Annotated in this window: 21 protein-coding genes and 1 pseudogene; 10 read left to right on the forward strand and 12 right to left on the reverse strand. The window is 62.9% G+C overall.

Annotated elements, in window-relative coordinates; translation table 11 throughout:
• Window positions 1–177: 177 nt before the first annotated feature.
• Window positions 178–312, forward strand: a complete 135-nt coding sequence (locus J3R84_RS38475) for a hypothetical protein (protein WP_255569852.1) — start codon at window positions 178–180, stop codon at window positions 310–312.
• A 120-nt stretch (window positions 313–432) separates the two neighbouring features.
• On the opposite strand, the gene J3R84_RS09370 is transcribed toward J3R84_RS38475, so the two are convergent.
• Together J3R84_RS09370 and J3R84_RS09375 are read right to left on the reverse strand one after the other, a co-directional pair.
• Window positions 433–753: a DUF4440 domain-containing protein gene (locus J3R84_RS09370; protein WP_025427474.1), complete on the reverse strand. Its 321-nt coding sequence runs from the start codon at window positions 751–753 to the stop codon at window positions 433–435.
• A 307-nt stretch (window positions 754–1060) separates the two neighbouring features.
• Complete coding sequence (locus J3R84_RS09375; protein ID WP_025427475.1) at window positions 1061–1609, reverse strand: BA14K family protein; 549 nt, start codon at window positions 1607–1609, stop codon at window positions 1061–1063.
• Window positions 1610–2019: 410 nt separating this feature from the next.
• Here J3R84_RS09375 and J3R84_RS09380 point away from each other — a divergent pair, with 410 nt between their 5' ends.
• Complete coding sequence (locus J3R84_RS09380) at window positions 2020–2442, forward strand: YciI family protein (RefSeq protein WP_025427476.1); 423 nt, start codon at window positions 2020–2022, stop codon at window positions 2440–2442.
• A gap of 220 nt (window positions 2443–2662) precedes the next feature.
• On the opposite strand, the gene J3R84_RS09385 is transcribed toward J3R84_RS09380, so the two are convergent.
• The 7 genes and pseudogenes from J3R84_RS09385 to J3R84_RS09415 form a co-directional block, all read right to left on the reverse strand.
• Window positions 2663–3994 (reverse strand): metal-dependent hydrolase family protein, encoded by a 1332-nt coding sequence (locus tag J3R84_RS09385; protein ID WP_038577126.1) that lies wholly within the window; start codon window positions 3992–3994, stop codon window positions 2663–2665.
• Window positions 3995–4519: 525 nt separating this feature from the next.
• Complete coding sequence (locus J3R84_RS09390; protein WP_371412248.1) at window positions 4520–5053, reverse strand: hypothetical protein; 534 nt, start codon at window positions 5051–5053, stop codon at window positions 4520–4522.
• A 295-nt stretch (window positions 5054–5348) separates the two neighbouring features.
• Window positions 5349–5933 carry a helix-turn-helix domain-containing protein gene (locus J3R84_RS09395; RefSeq protein ID WP_025427479.1) on the reverse strand — a complete coding sequence of 195 codons (585 nt, stop codon included), beginning with the start codon at window positions 5931–5933 and terminating at the stop codon, window positions 5349–5351.
• Window positions 5923–6591 carry a hypothetical protein gene (locus tag J3R84_RS09400; protein WP_225906313.1) on the reverse strand — a complete coding sequence of 223 codons (669 nt, stop codon included), beginning with the start codon at window positions 6589–6591 and terminating at the stop codon, window positions 5923–5925. Before J3R84_RS09400 ends, J3R84_RS09395 begins: the two co-directional genes overlap by 11 nt.
• Window positions 6530–7183, reverse strand: coding sequence for a hypothetical protein (locus tag J3R84_RS09405; RefSeq protein ID WP_025427481.1), 654 nt, complete (start codon window positions 7181–7183; stop codon window positions 6530–6532). Before J3R84_RS09405 ends, J3R84_RS09400 begins: the two co-directional genes overlap by 62 nt.
• A 1193-nt stretch (window positions 7184–8376) precedes the next feature.
• Window positions 8377–8754, reverse strand: a complete 378-nt coding sequence (locus J3R84_RS09410; protein ID WP_025427482.1) for a hypothetical protein — start codon at window positions 8752–8754, stop codon at window positions 8377–8379.
• Between the two features lie 4 nt (window positions 8755–8758).
• Window positions 8759–9025: pseudogene (locus J3R84_RS09415) on the reverse strand (LexA family protein); the annotation flags it as partial.
• 243 nt (window positions 9026–9268) lie between these two features.
• Between J3R84_RS09415 and J3R84_RS09420 the strand changes: the two are divergent.
• On the forward strand, window positions 9269–9958 hold the full coding sequence (locus J3R84_RS09420; RefSeq protein WP_025427485.1) for a S24 family peptidase: 690 nt from the start codon (window positions 9269–9271) through the stop codon (window positions 9956–9958).
• A 455-nt stretch (window positions 9959–10413) separates the two neighbouring features.
• Here the strand turns inward: J3R84_RS09420 and J3R84_RS09425 are convergent, their stop codons facing one another.
• Window positions 10414–10662, reverse strand: a complete 249-nt coding sequence (locus tag J3R84_RS09425) for a hypothetical protein (RefSeq protein WP_025427486.1) — start codon at window positions 10660–10662, stop codon at window positions 10414–10416.
• A 248-nt stretch (window positions 10663–10910) separates the two neighbouring features.
• Between J3R84_RS09425 and J3R84_RS09430 the strand changes: the two genes are divergently transcribed.
• The 6 genes from J3R84_RS09430 (at window position 10911) to J3R84_RS09455 (ending at window position 14144) form a co-directional block, all read left to right on the forward strand.
• Window positions 10911–11348: a hypothetical protein gene (locus tag J3R84_RS09430; protein WP_025427487.1), complete on the forward strand. Its 438-nt coding sequence runs from the start codon at window positions 10911–10913 to the stop codon at window positions 11346–11348.
• Window positions 11348–11554 (forward strand): hypothetical protein, encoded by a 207-nt coding sequence (locus J3R84_RS09435; RefSeq protein ID WP_025427488.1) that lies wholly within the window; start codon window positions 11348–11350, stop codon window positions 11552–11554. Before J3R84_RS09430 ends, J3R84_RS09435 begins: the two co-directional genes overlap by 1 nt.
• Window positions 11555–11810: 256 nt before the next feature.
• Window positions 11811–12230 carry a GNAT family N-acetyltransferase gene (locus J3R84_RS09440; protein WP_025427489.1) on the forward strand — a complete coding sequence of 140 codons (420 nt, stop codon included), beginning with the start codon at window positions 11811–11813 and terminating at the stop codon, window positions 12228–12230.
• Window positions 12231–12345: 115 nt separating this feature from the next.
• A complete protein-coding gene (locus tag J3R84_RS09445) occupies window positions 12346–12984 on the forward strand; it encodes a putative immunity protein (protein ID WP_200951447.1) in 639 nt (212 codons plus the stop codon).
• Between the two features lie 34 nt (window positions 12985–13018).
• Complete coding sequence (locus J3R84_RS09450) at window positions 13019–13639, forward strand: cysteine peptidase family C39 domain-containing protein (protein ID WP_025427491.1); 621 nt, start codon at window positions 13019–13021, stop codon at window positions 13637–13639.
• Window positions 13640–13739: 100 nt separating this feature from the next.
• On the forward strand, window positions 13740–14144 hold the full coding sequence (locus tag J3R84_RS09455) for a heme-copper oxidase family protein (protein WP_025427492.1): 405 nt from the start codon (window positions 13740–13742) through the stop codon (window positions 14142–14144).
• A 129-nt stretch (window positions 14145–14273) separates the two neighbouring features.
• On the opposite strand, the gene J3R84_RS09460 is transcribed toward J3R84_RS09455, so the two are convergent.
• Window positions 14274–14426, reverse strand: coding sequence for a hypothetical protein (locus J3R84_RS09460; protein ID WP_025427493.1), 153 nt, complete (start codon window positions 14424–14426; stop codon window positions 14274–14276).
• 168 nt (window positions 14427–14594) lie between these two features.
• Here J3R84_RS09460 and J3R84_RS09465 point away from each other — a divergent pair, with 168 nt between their 5' ends.
• Entirely contained in the window at window positions 14595–15083 is a 489-nt protein-coding gene (locus tag J3R84_RS09465; protein WP_128090504.1) for a hypothetical protein, read from the forward strand.
• 375 nt (window positions 15084–15458) lie between these two features.
• On the opposite strand, the gene J3R84_RS09470 is transcribed toward J3R84_RS09465, so the two are convergent.
• Window positions 15459–15860 (reverse strand): hypothetical protein, encoded by a 402-nt coding sequence (locus tag J3R84_RS09470; RefSeq protein WP_025427495.1) that lies wholly within the window; start codon window positions 15858–15860, stop codon window positions 15459–15461.

Here is a 15860-nt window from a genome sequence, read left to right on the forward strand (position 1 = left end):
CCGCGTCCGGCCGATTAAACCGGATATCTTCAAACCGCTCGGAACAACCCACGCCCCGCCCTCGTTGTCCCTTCGGGCTCGACTTTTGCCTGCAGCCAATGCCGGTTCTCGAGGATGTGCAGGAATTTGGTTGTGCGCGTCCGATTGTGTTATCATCGCTGCCGGGAGGAGAATGTCATGGAGAATTTCTTCGCACTACTCGCCGTCGTCATCGGTTCTGCCGTGCTGGGGCTTGCCCTCGCCTACGGGATGCGCCGCCAGAGAGACAGCCACCCGCCACCCAAACACGACGACGCCACGCTGAAATTCTAGGCGCTTGCGCAAAAGTGTGAAGCGGTTTTGCGATAACGACATGCGCAAAAACAACGCTGAAACCGGAGTTGACCGCAACGTCGGTCCACATGACGCAAAAGCCGCGCCCGCCCGGATGAATTAGCCGCGGCCATCAACCAGGCAGCATTGTGCGCGAGCATCAGCACCTGCTTCGGTCGACATCGTGTCGTCGCCCCGGGCGGAAATGCGCGTCAGCGAAAAGTCCGTCGCTCGAAGCTCATCACCCGCTGGGTCGTCGTCTTCCTCTGAGAGAAGGTCGATCATTTCCGCGCGGTGATATTTCGTCCCGGACGCTCCGAACTCGACAAAGCCCTCGGCCAGCAGCACCTCGACGGCCGCTCTTGAGCGACGCAGCTCCGGACGATGAAGCGCCTCCTCGAGTGCCCGGATCTCGTCAATATGAACGGCAAAATCGGCCATGTCTCACGCGCTTCCATCAGGGGTCATCGGGGACACCATGCACTCTACAGCGCCGCGCGTATTATCAGACGCGCAAAGGTCGCTGTAACACTTTGAGTTACTGCATGTTTTTATCCTTAAATCGAATAGGATTTAAGGAAACATGCAGTAGGTCACCGGCAATCCAGCGAGGAGGCGCGTCCATCGTCTGTGGGGCTCGGTTCGGCCTGGCAGCTCAAGTAAAAGCGCGCGCCGCGACCGAACGAAGCGTCTGGCAGGTCCCGAGGAAACCCGCCGATCGCAGCCGATCGGCGGGTTCTCTTTCAGCTCAATAATACGGCGAGTAGCACTGCTGCCGCGGTCCGCCATAGGGCTGGAACGAGTTGTCCCAGGCGCGGTAGGAGCGGTAGCGGTCATAGCACCAGCTGGCATGACGCTGGTTCACACCGGACTCGACGCGGCGTGGCGGAGCAGCGATCGCACCGCCGATGATGGCGCCGGCGCCGAAGGCTGCCAGCGGATACCACCAGCCGTCATTGTGGCGACGATAGCCGTCGCGATAGCCTCGGTAGCCGCGGTGACCATTGTACCAGCCATAGCGGTATCCGCCGCCATGCCAGCCCGGCCGCGGGCGGTAGCCGCCATCCCAGTGCGGACGCGGACGGTAGCCGCCGTGCCAACCTGGGCGCGGCCGATATCCGCCATGGTTCCAACCCGGCCGCGGACGATGTCTGTCGCCGCCCCATTCGCGATTCTGTACCCTGTCCATGTCACTCTGCTGCGTCAGCTGAACGGCTGCAACCGGCATGGCATTCGCAGGCGTGTAGCTCGTCAGAGCCGTCACCGCCGCAAGGATCACAATGCCTATCTTCTTCATCTCGATACCTATCCGTTTCGAACAGGCGCAAGCTATGTCCCCCTGACGTGAACCCATGGTGAATGCGTCCTTCGTCATATTATCATTTAAAAACATAGAGATATGAACGACAGGTCATCACACTCGGAAACCAGCGCGACAGCGCAGCCGATCTCGTCGCCAGCGCATCTCGCCATCCGCGGCAATCGCCATATCTTTACGAAGATGTCTTCCCTGCGCTGGTCGACGACACCACCTGAGCACTCGGCCAGGCGTTGCGGAAACGCTGCGCTCCCTCTCTGCGTGGGGTTCACGCAGTGCCGCGACGGTGTGCGGAAAAAAGTTTCGGCGAAATGTCGGCCCCGTCGTCGGCCGATCGTCATTCAGGCAGAGAGGTCGTTGTGGCTTCGTCGATCAAAGGAGAAAAGACCATGCGCGTGATAGTTATGGTGAAGGCGACCGAGGATAGCGAAGCGGGCAAGATGCCTTCGACCGAGTTGCTCGATGCCATGGGCAAGTTCAACGAAGAACTGGTCAACGCCGGCATCATGCAGGCGGGCGAAGGCCTGCATCCCTCGTCCAGGGGCAAGCGCGTCGCCTTCGACGGCGCAAGCCGCCTCGTCATCGACGGCCCCTTCACCGAGACCAAGGAGCTGGTCGCCGGCTTCTGGATCTGGCAGGTCAAGGACATGGACGAGGCGATCGCCTGGGTGAAGCGCTGCCCCAACCCGATGCCGGGCCCGAGCGAAATCGAAATCCGCCCAGTCTTCGAGGCCGCCGATTTCGGCGACCTGATCACCCCGGAGATCGCCGAGCGCGACGACCGCCTGCGCGAACGCATCGGCGGCAATTGAGAGCGTCTTAGACCGGCAATGCATTGCGGAGAGCTGGGGTTCTAACGAATCCCGGCTGTCGACACCAGCATTGAGCACGCCATCTTCCCGGGTACGTCTTTGCCGCCTGTGCCTGGCTATCATCTGACGGCAAATCCGCCGCCGCTCGGGCCTGCGCCGTCAGCCTGCTGTACCGTTTCTCACAATCGTGTGCCAGGCAACAAGCCGTTTTAGTTGTTCCTTATTTCACCAACGTGTTCTTGTAGATGATGCCGTCCTTCATGATGATCTTGAAGTTGTTGGCGGGATCGGCCACCAGGTCGATGTTGCCCAACGGGTCGCCGTCGACGAGCAGGAGATCGGCAAGCGCGCCCTCCTCGATCACGCCGAGCTTTCCCGGATAGGGATTGCGCGGGCCGGATAGCGCCAGCAACTCCGCATTAGTCCCAGTCGCCATGGAGAGCGCTTCGGCAGGCGTGTACCAGCGAACGAGGGAGGCGAGGATCGCCCCCTGCTGCTGCGCCAATGCGCGGGAGAACAAGACATCGGTGCCCCACGCCGTCTTGATCTTGTACTTCTTCGCCAGCTCGTAGGTTCTGCCGATGCCGGGCCACACCTCATCTGCCTTGGCCCGCTCGACCGATCCCTCAGGAAAGCCTTGCCGCAACAACTCGGGAAGCGGTTGCAGGCTTAGCCAGATGCCCTTGTCGGCAATCAGCTTGGCGGTTTCCTCATCCATGAGGAAGCCGTGTTCGATGCACTTCACGCCGGCGGCAATCGCTGTCTTGATCGCATGCGACGTGAAGGCGTGTGCCGCAACGTAGGTGCCCCAATTGTCGGCTATTTCGACCGCGGCCCGCAGCTCAGCCTCGGTAAAGGTAGTTACATCCAGCGGGCTGTGGGGTGACGACACGCCGCCACCTGCCGTCATCTTGACCAGCGCCGCGCCCTGCATCAGTTGCTCACGGACCCGCATGCGCACCTCGTCGGGGCTGTCGACGACGATGCTCCCGCCGATCTGCTCCATGCGGGTGAGCGGGCCGCCGATCACCCGCGGCAGGTCGGTCATCTGGCGGAAGTCTCCATGCCCGCTGGTCACGGTGATCATGGCGCCGGAGGGGTAGATGCGCGGGCCCTCGACAATACCGGCGTCTATCGCGCGCTTCAGACCGAACACCGGCCCTCCAACATCGCGGACGGTGGTGAAGCCACGCATCAGTGTGTCCGTCGCCTCGTCGCCGGCCACAAGATTGTTGAAGCCGACGTCGCCGAACGATTCTGCAGGAGTGGACCGGGCCAGCATTGCGTGCCAATGCGCATCGATAAGACCCGGCATCAGCGTTCGGCCGTTCCCGGCAATGCGCTGGGCACCCTCCGCTTCGACAGGGCTTGTCGAGATCCGAGTGATCACATTGCCTTTGACCAGTACATTCGACGGAGCCGAAAGCGAGGTCGCTCCTTTTCCATCGAAAATGCGGACGTTCTCGAAAAGCACATCATCCGCCCACGCAGCCGGGCAGGCTCCGAGCACGAGAACTGCCGCAATCCACCGCCTGCGGGACAGCAGCACCATGAAAGCTGTGCGGACACAAGCGTACACGGCTACGGCGTGGGACAAGGCACGCGTCACAAACGTGGCTTTCATCAACTCCTGCGATTCGAAAGAATTGATACACACGGCGATTCTCCAACCTTGAGGAAGGGATGGGTCGTGGCACACGAGAGAAAGTTGCAGCATCCATTGCGATGGGCCGAGGCGCGAGCCACCGCTCGTCCATGCACTTGCAAGGCCATGTTCGCAGTCAGGCCGATCGCCATTCGGCACCAAACAATATCAACGTCTGCTTTTAGGTACAAGCAGACGTTGATGACGCAAGCCGAAGCGTCGCCATGGATCATGGTTGCACCAAGGCCATCGCGGCGCGATTCCGCCTCACCCTACAGCCCAGCGCGCCTTATCAGACGCGCAAAGGTCGCTGGATCCCGGCCACAGGGACGAGGATAAGGTCAACGGGGTCACTCCCAGGCATTATCAGCAATTGCCCGGAGCCTAGGGGGCCTGCCTGAGACCGCTCCCTCGGCAACAGGCGCGCGCCACTCAAACCGCCTCCCTCTCCCTGGAAAGCCCGAGATGCCAGTGCAGTTCGGTCAGGCCGCGCTTCAGCCAGGCCAGTTGCGGTTCCGGCATGGTGCGCAGCACCTCGTAGTCCATGACGCAGACGTTGAAGACCGTGGTCTTCACCCGCGGCCCTTCCGGCAGCTTCAGAAGCACGCCCTCGAGCTCCATCATCCGGTTGGTCGCAGCCATTGCGGCCCGGGTGCGCTCGGTCGTCTCGCCTTCGAAACCCTTGACGCTGAACAGCGACTGCGCCCGCACGCTTGGGAAGGGAATGCCGGTCAGGCTGTAATAGCGCGCCATCTGCCGGGCATACTCGTCGCCAGCCGCGCGTTCGTGTGCGGTCAGCTTGCCGTCGAGAAACATCCGGCCGAGTGTGTAGCCGGCAAAGGGACTGCCGACATCGACGCCCTTCGCTCCTGAAAAGTGGTGACTTTGCCGTGCGGCGATGGCGACCGAGCGCACCTCTCTTTCGGTTTCGCCATGCTTGATCTGCCCGCCGGGATAGCGCGCCACATCGGCCTTGCGCGGCCGGCCCGCCTTGCCTGCCCGCTTGGCCGCGGCAATGCGGGTGCTCGCCTCGAAAATACGTGTTCGTCAGTGCGTCCATCGTGCACCGGGCCTGGCACCGCCACACCCGCCCGATGGCGACGGCGAGCAGAGACTGCAGCCCGCCACCGGCGATAGCCGGCGACCCACCAGCCGAAGCTGGCGATAGTCCGCCGCCCAAGCCACCCCGTCCCGTCGCCGCCGATCGCGATCGCCCGTGGACCGGGCCACGATCCGTCAGGCCGACCGCTCAGAGAGCGGCTCATCGCTTCGCCCTGCCCTTGTTGACCGCGTGCAGCACCGAGGTGTGGTCGCGCCGGAAGATGCGGCCGAGCGCCGGAAGCGAAAGGTCCTCCCGCTCGTCATAAACCGCCGCCATGCAGCGGTGGCGCGGCTCCACCAGCCGGCGCTCCCGGCGAACCCCGATCACATCGGCCCAGCCGATGCCGGGATAGGCAATGAGCACCTCCTCGACGATCTCGCGCACCGGTCGGCGGCTGAAGAGGCCGCCCTCGCCGTCGGCATTCGTGCCGCAGAGCAGCTGCGCTTGCGACAGGATCCGCGCTTCAGCGTCGGCAAGCGCAAGCTCCAGCTCCAGCACCCGCAGCCGCTGCGCCTTCACATGGGCGCTGAGCGCGCCGAGCAACGCGTCGGGCGTTGGCGCCTGCGGCGGCTCGCTTTCGCCGGCATTTCCGCTGGTCGTGCAGTCCGCCGTCCGCGTTTCCAAAGAATGCGGCTCGGCATCCGGCCCGCCCCTCCTGCCGCGCGCGGTGCCGACGCTGCCGGACCCCTTCTGGGCGAGCTGCTCGCCCGTCGGCATCGTCGAATATCTCGTTTCAGGCTGCATCGCTCGCCACCTCCATGGTCAAATCCATCGCCGCCCCACGCCCTGCGGGATGGGCCATCTCGCGTTCCAGCCTCACTCGATAGGCGCGCTGTTCGGTCGTAATGGTGGCTGCATCGGGAAGCCCGATCATCTCAGCCAGCACCCCGGCCCGCGAGACCGCTGGCGCCTCGCTTGGCATGGCCTTGGCCGCCTTGACCGCCGCCTGCTCGGCACGAAACTGGCGAAGCCGCACCCTCACCCGCTCGCGGATCTCGGGCGAGCGCTCAGGCACTGGCCCTGTCGGGTTCAGCGCCACGGCGAGGTCGCGTCTGCGCGCCAGTTCGGCGCGCGTCGCTGCTGCCTCGCTCTTGGCCAGCGCCGCCAGCACTGGCGGCTTCGGAATCGTGCCCAGAAGCACGTTGGCGTTGGCGGCATAGTCGCCGCGGATCAGCTTCTGCGTCGCTACCGAAAGCCCGCAAGCGGGCACCCCCGCCAGCGCATATTGGTAGACAGGCAGAAGTTTTCGGGGATCGATGCCCTGCGGCATGGTCATGCCGGCCGTCTGCATCACGTTGAGGCTGCGCAGGATCGCATCGTCGCTTGCCGGCGCCAGCCGTTCAGTGAGCGCGGTAATCTCCCGGCTCAAGGTCGAATATCGGTTTGTTGATAAGGTCGTCATTTCCAAGGTTTCCATTGAGTTCTCGCTCTATCGCTTGTCGGCATTCCCGCTGGTGGCGGGCAAAGGCGCTTTCGCGCGGCGGCGCCTGTGGCCTGTGATCCTTGCGCGGCCTTGCGGCATTGCGCATCCGGTTGCGCCAGGTGGCGAGCCAGTCGAGCTTGGCCGCGTCCCGACCGGATTTCGCCGTCCAGTAATCGCGGAATTTTTCAAGCTCCAGCTCCACCTGGGCCGCGCCGAAGCCCAGCCGGGCGGCAAAATCCCGGTCCGGCTCGAATTGCTCGGGAAGGCGCGTGGCGCGCCTGCCACCTGGCACAGGACGCCGCGGCGCAAGGGTTTGGGTGTTGTCGGGAGAGTTAATTTCTTTAGGGGGTGCGGGGGATCTTTCTTTATCAGAGAGGGGGACGCCGTCCGTCGCCGTGACGACCTGTGACGTCACGTGAGCGCGGCGGCGCTGTTGCCGTTCGCGATCGCTGGCCCGGCGTTTGTCGATGTCCGATTGCTGGCCGGCCTCCGCCGCACGCACCGCACACAGGATCATCTCCGGCGTCGCGCCGCACTGGACCAGAGCCTCGACGATCGATGTGATGCGCATCGCCTAGTCCTCGCTCGCAAGGGCTAGAGAATTTCCAGGAAAAGTACGAAGCGGTTTTCCGTCAGGAAATGCGTAAAAACAAAGAGATAGAGCGTTTGTTCGGTTCCGTTTAAATCGGAAACGCTCTAGCGCCACGCGGACGAAAACACCGCGATGCCGCTGCGGCAAAGGCCGCTGCACAAACCTGTTGATCCGGCCGGCGATGGCGCGCGGTCGAACAGGCTGGGCAAGCGTCGCCAAGATCCCGCTCGCAGACGAAAGGACACGACCATCCACCGGCACGACAACGGCAGGCACGCCGCCTCGCCGCAACGACCGGTCCGCCATGGCGCTACGGTCGTGCACGCGCCGGCTCGACCAAACGCTCGCACCCGCCACCCATCTCCGCGGCCATTTCTCCGCCGACAGGACCGACGCACAAAGAAATCTCTGCAAACTCACTTCTCGCATCACGTCGCTCCTCATGATTGTCGGCACAGGTTCGCGTCGCCCAAACCGACGATCGCTCTTCGTGCCCTGCACCTGGTCTGACTTTCCTCCGCGCCCTCGCCGGCAAGCCGTCTGAAACCCCGCCTGCAGCCTGCTGGGCGGGACTGGGTTCGGCCACGTGACCGTGGCGCTGGAGCGCTGCGCGTCCGGTATGCCCCGGCATCCACGATGCCCTGGCACCCCCCATGACGCACAAACCGCTCCAGCCTTTCGAACCCGCGCATGATCACGCACCGAGATCGCATCCGATCGTCGGGGGCATGCGTCAGAAACGGTTTGCCGGCGCCGAAATGGAAGCGAGGGGCCACCGGGGAGGAGGTGGGCAGCAGCCCCTCGCTGTGATCGCCGCTGCGGCTGCGCCCGCGCGCCGGATCGGCACGCAAGGGACGCTGCAGCCGCGCCGCATGGCACCGAAAAGATCGGGGGCAGCAGCAGGACGACGATCAGTCTCTTCCACAGCGCCGCGCGTCTTGTTAGACGCGCAAATGTCGCTGTATCCCTTTGAATTGCTGCATGTTTTCGTCCCTAATCGAATACGATTTAAGGAACATGCAGTAGGGCCTCACCCGTCGTTGCCGACGAACCAATGGCCTACAATTCCCTGGCCTCTTCCCGTTCACCTGAGGGAGGGAGCCATTCCCCACCTCGCCTTCAGCCGGCGACAGAGCCACCGACAAAGGCGATGACGACTGTCGGACCGGACATCACGATTTCCTCCTGTCTCGCCAGACCGGCGCGAACGCCTCGTCGAGCTCGCGTTGCAATGCCTCGAAGTCGAGACCCGGCAGGTCCTCCTTGCCCGGCAGGTCCCTCTTGCCCGGTGCGTCCCCCTTGCCGATCAGCTCGAGCCCCGGCGCCAGCTTCATCCGGCCCGCGAGAAGCGCCATGCCCCACCGCCTAAGCCGGCCGGCCAGCCCGGCCTCACCGACCGCCCTCCTCCTGCCCGTGCGCTGCCTGCCGCAGCCAAGCGCCGGGCTGGCAGCCCAGCTGAAGGCGGCGAGCGTCACCGAGGTGGCGGAAAAGGCTGCAAGCCCGGCGAAAACAGGATTGCCGAGAAGCGTGTCCGTCACGTGCTCAAGCATGTGCCACCTCCACCACGACGATTGCCCTTGCCCGGTTTTTCAGCCGGCGGATAACGCCGCGCTCCTCCATCGCCGCCACCATCCGCGAGATGCCGGATTTCGATGACAGACCCAGATGGTCCTTCATCTCGTCGAACGTCGGCGAGACCCCGCCCTTGTCGGCGCTGTAGCAGCGAATGAATCTGAGCAGCTCGTTCTGCCGCAGCGTCAGGCCGAGCGGCTGGCGCGTGGCGCGCCTGGTTGTCCTTGATGCGATTCTGGTGGCAGTCATCGGCTCACTCCAGCAAGCAGGCAGTCATCGTCGATGCGGCCCGCCGCGTTACCTCGTCGGTCACACCCGCCCGCGAAGCACGAGGCGTCGCGCCTGGCATGCCCGGCAAAGTGCCAGCCGGCCCGCTCCAGGCTGGAGCCGCGACCGAAAATGTCGGCCTCGTAAAGTTCGATTGACTGTTCGTTTCCGTTCATATCCTATCAATAATAGGATCGTATCGTTTTATCAAGAGGAAAAATCCTATTGGACGTAGGAAGCGGAATCTGGGATGCCATTGCCATGGATCAATTGCGGCGCCTTATCCGGGAAGCAGTCGACGCGAAGAGGACGACCTACAAGGATCTGTCCATCGCGATCGGGAAGAACCACGCCTATATCCAGCAGTTCGTCGAGCGCGAGAGCCCGCGCGAACTGCGCGAACGTGACGTGCGCACCATCACCGACCTGATCAGCGCGACGCCGGACGCGGGCGAAACCGGCCAACCCCGCAACGCCACCGGTTTCAATCCGCAGATCGTGCCCGGCGAGCAGCTCGTCGGCCATCGCGACCTGCCGATTTTCGTTGCCGCCCAGGGCGGCGACGGCCATGTGATCGTCACCTTCGATGCGGTCGAATACGTCAAGCGCCCCTCGGTGCTCGAAGGCGTCAAGGGCGCCTATGGCATCTACCTCACCGGCACCTCGATGATTCCGGCCTATGAGCCCGGCGACATGGCGCTGGTGCATCCGCACCTGCCGCCGGCGCGCGACAAGGATGTCGTGCTCTACCACGTGCCACCCGCCAACGACGCCGAGGCGATCATCAAGCGCCTGGTGTCGTTCAACGACCGGGAATGGACGCTGAAGCAGTACAATCCCTATCTGGAATTCACCGAGAGCCGGGTGGAATGGTCCTTCTGCCACCGGGTCGTGGGCAAATACAGCGCCCGCTGACGCTGCGCAGGCATCGCCCGCCAGCCGCCGCCCGGAACACCGCTCCGCAACAGCTTCAAAAGTAATAGCTTTTCGAAAATGGCGCCTGCTTGACGCTACGTCATGCGCGAGAGCAGCCGGCGATAAGGATAAAAACATGCAGCAATTCAAAGCGCTACAGCGACCTTTGCGCGTCTAATAAGACGCGCGGCGCTGGAGTGCACTGTCAGCAGCGGAGCACGCAGCCGAAATGGCACGCCGCCGAGAGGAAGCCGGCACGCAGTAAAAATCCCGGGAACCGGCGCGTGCAACGTGGCCGCCGGCAGACACGGCGCCGGCTCGCATGACAGTTGGGAAGCCTTAAGCGGCCCACCGGCGCCCAAGCGCCCGCCCACACAACGCACCCCGCCGCCTGGGACACCGGAAAAGAACGCGAGACCGACGGACAGGCCCGTCTCACGCAATTGCCGATCCGTCTATGCGGCCATGATCTCCTGCATCTCGGACGGCAGGTCGCCGCCGATAAAAAGGATGGTCGCGTCTTCGAATTCGCCGGTCGACAGATCCCCTGCCCGGCTGAATGCGACAACGCCCACCTTGGTCGATGCCAGCCTTTCGGCCAGCCGGAGCGCGTGATCGGCCCCTGTCGCCTGCACCGGAGTGTCGGCGAGCAAGGCACCCCGATTTCCCCGCGTAAAGCTCTGAACGACGAAGTTTGTGACCATGTCATGCTCCTCTCTGCCACCTGCAATGGCAGCCCTAAGCTGACTCAATCTTCCGAACAAAACAAGAACAAACAGAAGGATATCGACAGGCCAGTCAGAAAAATCCTGCCGAATATATTTTTCCTATTGATGGATAAATAGGATTTTCCCTATTATGTGACCATCAATTGAAAACGAGGAAAGCCGGATCCGGCAGCGCGCCTCAAGGCTCGTGCCGGCCCTTCCTGCTGTTTCGCCAGGGAGAAGGCATGACAGTGACATCAGTACGAGAAGGTAAGCTTGTCAGCCCCTTCACCCAGAGCCGCGAGATCATCCTCGCGGTCACCATGCTCGGGCGCGGCCATTTCATCGAGGAAAGCGATTGCATCGGCACCATCTTTGCGACTGCCGCCGATTGGCTGAGGGCCCATGACGGCGAGCACGCCACCAAGCTCATCCGCTTCGATCTCGAAGCGCTCTCCGGCGAAGACATCTCCGAGACCGTCGCCGACGCCTGGCTCGACGATTTCGATCGCACCCCTGACGATGAACACCTCCTGCCCGCCTTCGTGCGCACGTCTGAGGCGTGGGAACGCTGGTGCGCGGATTTCGAGGCGCCGGGTGGTGGCCTCCGCCAGGCCGCTCCCTTCTGCCAGCCGGGCCACGGCACGCTCAATCACCGCCAGCAGTTCGGACCCCAGCCCTGATGGATATCGCACTCGACAAATCGGCCCTCTTCGCCGCCATGGAAGCCTTCTGGCAAACGGAAGACGGCAACGACAAGGGCGTCGAGGCAGCCGTAACAGCCTATATCGAGCGCATGGGCCTTGCCCCATTCAACGAGATGGCCACCCGCAAGCGCGCCACCCTTGCCGCCGCCACTGCTCGCCAGCCTGATGCGGCGCGGCGCTGATCACTCGTTCGCATCTGTTCCACCACTTGAGGGTCGAGCAACGACCCGCCCTCATCACCCAAAATGCCAGCTCAAATACCGATCTTGGCTGCCCGTGCGATCGCTCTTCATTCCCGTCTCAGACATTCGTCCCGCTGTACGCTTCTGAAAATCCGCCATGGAAAAAGATGCGCTGGCCGCCTAAAGCTAGGCGTCGTGCCCGCATCTCGCTCGGCGGATTCTTTACGCCCTGACTCGACCACATCCGGATTCGTTGATGAAAATCAGAAGCGCCACCATCGCCGACTACGACAGCCTGGTCGCCCTCGATACGATTGCGGCTGGCGACCCCGAGCGCCGTGATCATATCAGGGCGTGGATAGAGACAGGCTGCTGCTACGTGGCCGAGACGGACAAATCCGTCGGAGCCTATGGTGTCCTGGCCTACCATTTCTTCGGCAACGGCTTCATTGAAATGGTCATGGTCGGCGCGCAGTTTCGTCGCCAGGGCCTCGGAATGGCGCTCGTCGAACATTTCAAGAGCATATGCGCAACGCCGAAGATCTTCACATCGACGAACCAGTCCAACAGGCAAATGCAGCAGCTCCTGAGCGGCGCCGGTTTTCACACAAGCGGGTACATCGACAACCTCGATGAAAACGACCCCGAAATCGTGTTCTGTTTCCGCGCCGCATAGAGCATTTCCAGGAAATGTGCGAAGCGGTTTTCCGTCAGGAAATGCGTGAAAACAAAGCGCTGCAGCGGTTCTGAGACTAGAAACACCCTTGGCCGGCCGTAGAGAGGCGTTGAACGTGACAGCCTTTGGGGGACGCTCCACGCCACGCCCTGATATTGCCGAAATCCCCCGCTTCATCGAAACAGACATCGACACGCCCATCGCGCCGGGACCGCAGATGATGCCCATCGAAACGAATCCGCCACTGCTGAACGAAGAAGACCTGCGCAATATTGCGCTCTGGGCTGCCGTTTGCGCCGAACGCGCCCTCCCCATTTTCGAGACGGAGGCCCCTGATGATACCCGCCCGCGCGCAGCTCTCTCGGCCATCCGCGCCTTTGCGCAAGGCGGTGCGCGGACTGCAGCGCTGCGCAAGCTAGCCTGGGCGGCCAATTCCGCTGCACGCGAGGCCGGCGATCCCGCAGCCTCCGCCGCCGCCCGCGCCGCAATGGCTGCCGCCGGATCCGCCTACGCCCATCCGATCGCCACCCCTCACCAGGTCAACCACATCCTTGGCCCGGCAGCCTACGGCGCGCAAGCCGCAGCGCTCGCCGCCGTCGATCCGGCCGGCATCATCGAAGCGGAAGTCCGCTGGGCGATCGCGCAGGCACCACCCGAAGTCCGGCACATCGTGCAGCGAATGCCGGCGCGCGCACCAAGCAAGGGCCAGTTCCACGCGCTGCTCTACCGGCTTGATAGGGGCTTGCGCCAATGACAAAAGTTGCGTCGCGCCCGACGGAGTAAGCGGTATGGAAACAGTAGAACACAAGGTCCCCTATTTCAGCCAATGGGAAAGCCCGGAGATGACATTGGCGGTTCTGTCGGAGGGTGCGGCGGCCCTTCACCGCGATCCGCTCTGGCGCAACTCGGGCGCTGAGACGATTGAGGAATATGCGCGCTGGGCGGTGAATGTCTGCGGCATGGCCTGCCTGAAGATGATCCTGGCCGCACGCGGCGAGTTGCACCCGATCCTGTCGCTTGCGCGCGGCTGCACCGACTATGGCGGCTATGTCGTCAACGAGGCCGATGCCTCGATCAAGGGACTGATCTACGCTCCCTTCGTGTCTTTCGTCGGCGAGCGCTTCGGGCTTGCCGCCGAAACGCTGACCAACATCCCGACGACGGACATTCCGGAGGTGCTTTCCGAAGGCCGCTTCTTCATCGCTTCGGTCAGCAGCGCCATACGGTGGCCGCAGCGCGAGCCGCCTTCAAAAGGCGGACACCTCGTGCTGGTAACGGCCGCCTCGCGCGAGAGCGTCCGGTTTCACAATCCTTCCGGCCATGACCGGGCCAATCAAGCCGATGTCGTCGTGCCGCTTTCCACCTTCGACCGTTTCTTCGCCAATCGCGGTATCGCCGTCAGCTTCTGATCTCGCACCCAGCCCAAAGAACTACCCAATAAAGGCAGGCAGCAATCATCTGCGAAAATGCTAATAATCAGGTGGGGCAGGAACAGAGGGGAATTACTTTATGCCACGCCTAGCACAATTGTATTTCAAGACAGCGATCATCTTTCTGATCATCGGCATATCGATGGGCCTGCACATGGCCATCGGCCAGGATCACAGCGCGATCGGCGCCCACGCCCATGCAAACCTTTTGGGATGGGTGACGATGGCGATCTTCGGTGGTTACCACGCGCTGAACCCGGCCAAGGCGCAGAAGCGTCTGGCGATGATCCAGTACTGCGTCTACACCGCCGGCGTCGCGCTGCTGGTGCCGTCGCTGTACCTGATGCTGACCGGCAGCCCGCAACTGGAGCCGGTGGTCGCCATCGCGTCGGTCATCACCTTCATCGGCGTGCTCCTGTTTGCGGCCATCATCTTTGGCAGCAGCGAGACGGTGACGCGGCCGACCGCGGTGCCGTCGCGCTAAAGCATTTCAAGGAAAAGTGCGAAGCGGTTTTCGTAAAAAACAAGGAGCTAGCGCGTTTCCGTCTTTACCGGAACCGCGCTGGCTCGCAAAGACGCGCGGCCGTCTCCCGGTGGCAAGGCCGGGCGCTCTTTACTGAGCGCTCGCCTTCAGCACCCGATACGTCGCATTGTCGAGAGCAAGGCCGGTCTCGGTGCCGTCCTTCTGGAATCCGCGCACCGTGTTCCCGCAGGCCGTCAGCGAAAGCAGCACCGGACACACCAGCGCGATGGTGGCCCTGGACATCCTCATCTCCGTCTTGATTTGCCTCGCCTGACGAGATGACGCGCCCGCTGGTAAAATCAACGTGTCCGACAACAAAAACAAGGACTAAACCAGTTTCGTGCCGGCACCGCCCACTCGACACCTTCCGAAACTTGGAGCACTCTTAAACCTGTCGTTCGAGAGGATTTCATGATCAGGCTTATGCGAAGGAGTGGCACCCCTTTGGAGCTAGAGGCAAGCCAGGTGCTGCGCATCCGCAAGACGGATCCGCGCCTCGATGACGGTCTCGGCAACACGCTGATCAATGCCGGCCAGACCTTTTTCGTCCAGGAGGAGGCAGCGGCCGTCGCCGCTGCCGTCAAGGCCGAGCTGCCATCCCTCTATCGTTTCACCCATCGCATCGGCGCGCCGGTCTGGGTCAATGTGCACGCGGCCAAGGGGCCAATGCCGCTTGCGCCCAACCACCGCGTGCCTGGCCTAGGGTCAGCGCTGGATATCGGCGGCAAGCGCCAATATGTCCGCGAAAGCCCGGAAGAGGTCAGAAGCGCGATCGCGGCGGCGGGCGGTGATGTGCAGCCGATCCCGGACGAAGGCCTCTGGGTTCAGGGAAGAGAGACGCTGAGGGAGATCCTGGGCAGCCTCGAGGCCTGGGACGAGGAATTGACGACGCCGGAATAGGCCCGCCACCTGTCTCGCCCCGGCGGCCCTGAGCCGTACTGCCGGCCCGCGCAACCGCGCCGCTACAGCTCGCCCGTCGTATTTATTTCATCAGGCGTACCGGAATCGCCGAATCGGACCTTCCCCAGCCCAAGGTCGGCATAGTATTTACCGTACCGCGCAGTACGTTCCTTTATGAACTGCGCTTCCCCGCACCCTGAGCCATTTTGGGTGCTTGCTTGCCCCGCCATCGCGCGGGGCTTTTTCTTACCGGGCGCAGAACCTTTCCAGGAAAAGTGCGAAGCGGTTTTCCGTTAGGAAATGCGAAAAACAAAGAGACCGAGCCCTTCCAGGAAAAATGCGAAGCGGTTTTCGTCCGTCGATGACGGAAACATTTCAATCGACCTTGAAGACGGCATCGCCGGCGAAGACGATGACATATTGCCCCTCCGTCGTCGGCTCGCTTGCCCAGTCCGAAAGCTGCCGCCAATAGGGCTCGCGTCTCCAGATATCGGGGAAGTCCGGATCGACAAGCACGGTGATCTGCGGCCCCTGCCGATAGATCATCATGTGCGAATTCGCAGGATCCCATTCGGGCCCGAGCCGCTCATCCGTCATCCATAGACAGAGAAAATCGCGGCAAAGCTGCGGCCGCCGCTGATAGATCCGGCAGCCCTTGCCCTCGACGCAATTCTCACACCATTCGTTGGCCGGCTTTGCCAGCGCATCGATATCCGGCAGCCGGCAACAGAGCGTGCAGGTGCCGCAGGCGCGATCGGCAAGGAAGGTCTGGTTCAT

Origin of the sequence: Ensifer canadensis (genome assembly GCF_017488845.2) — a bacterium.
Taxonomy (GTDB): domain Bacteria; phylum Pseudomonadota; class Alphaproteobacteria; order Rhizobiales; family Rhizobiaceae; genus Ensifer; species Ensifer canadensis.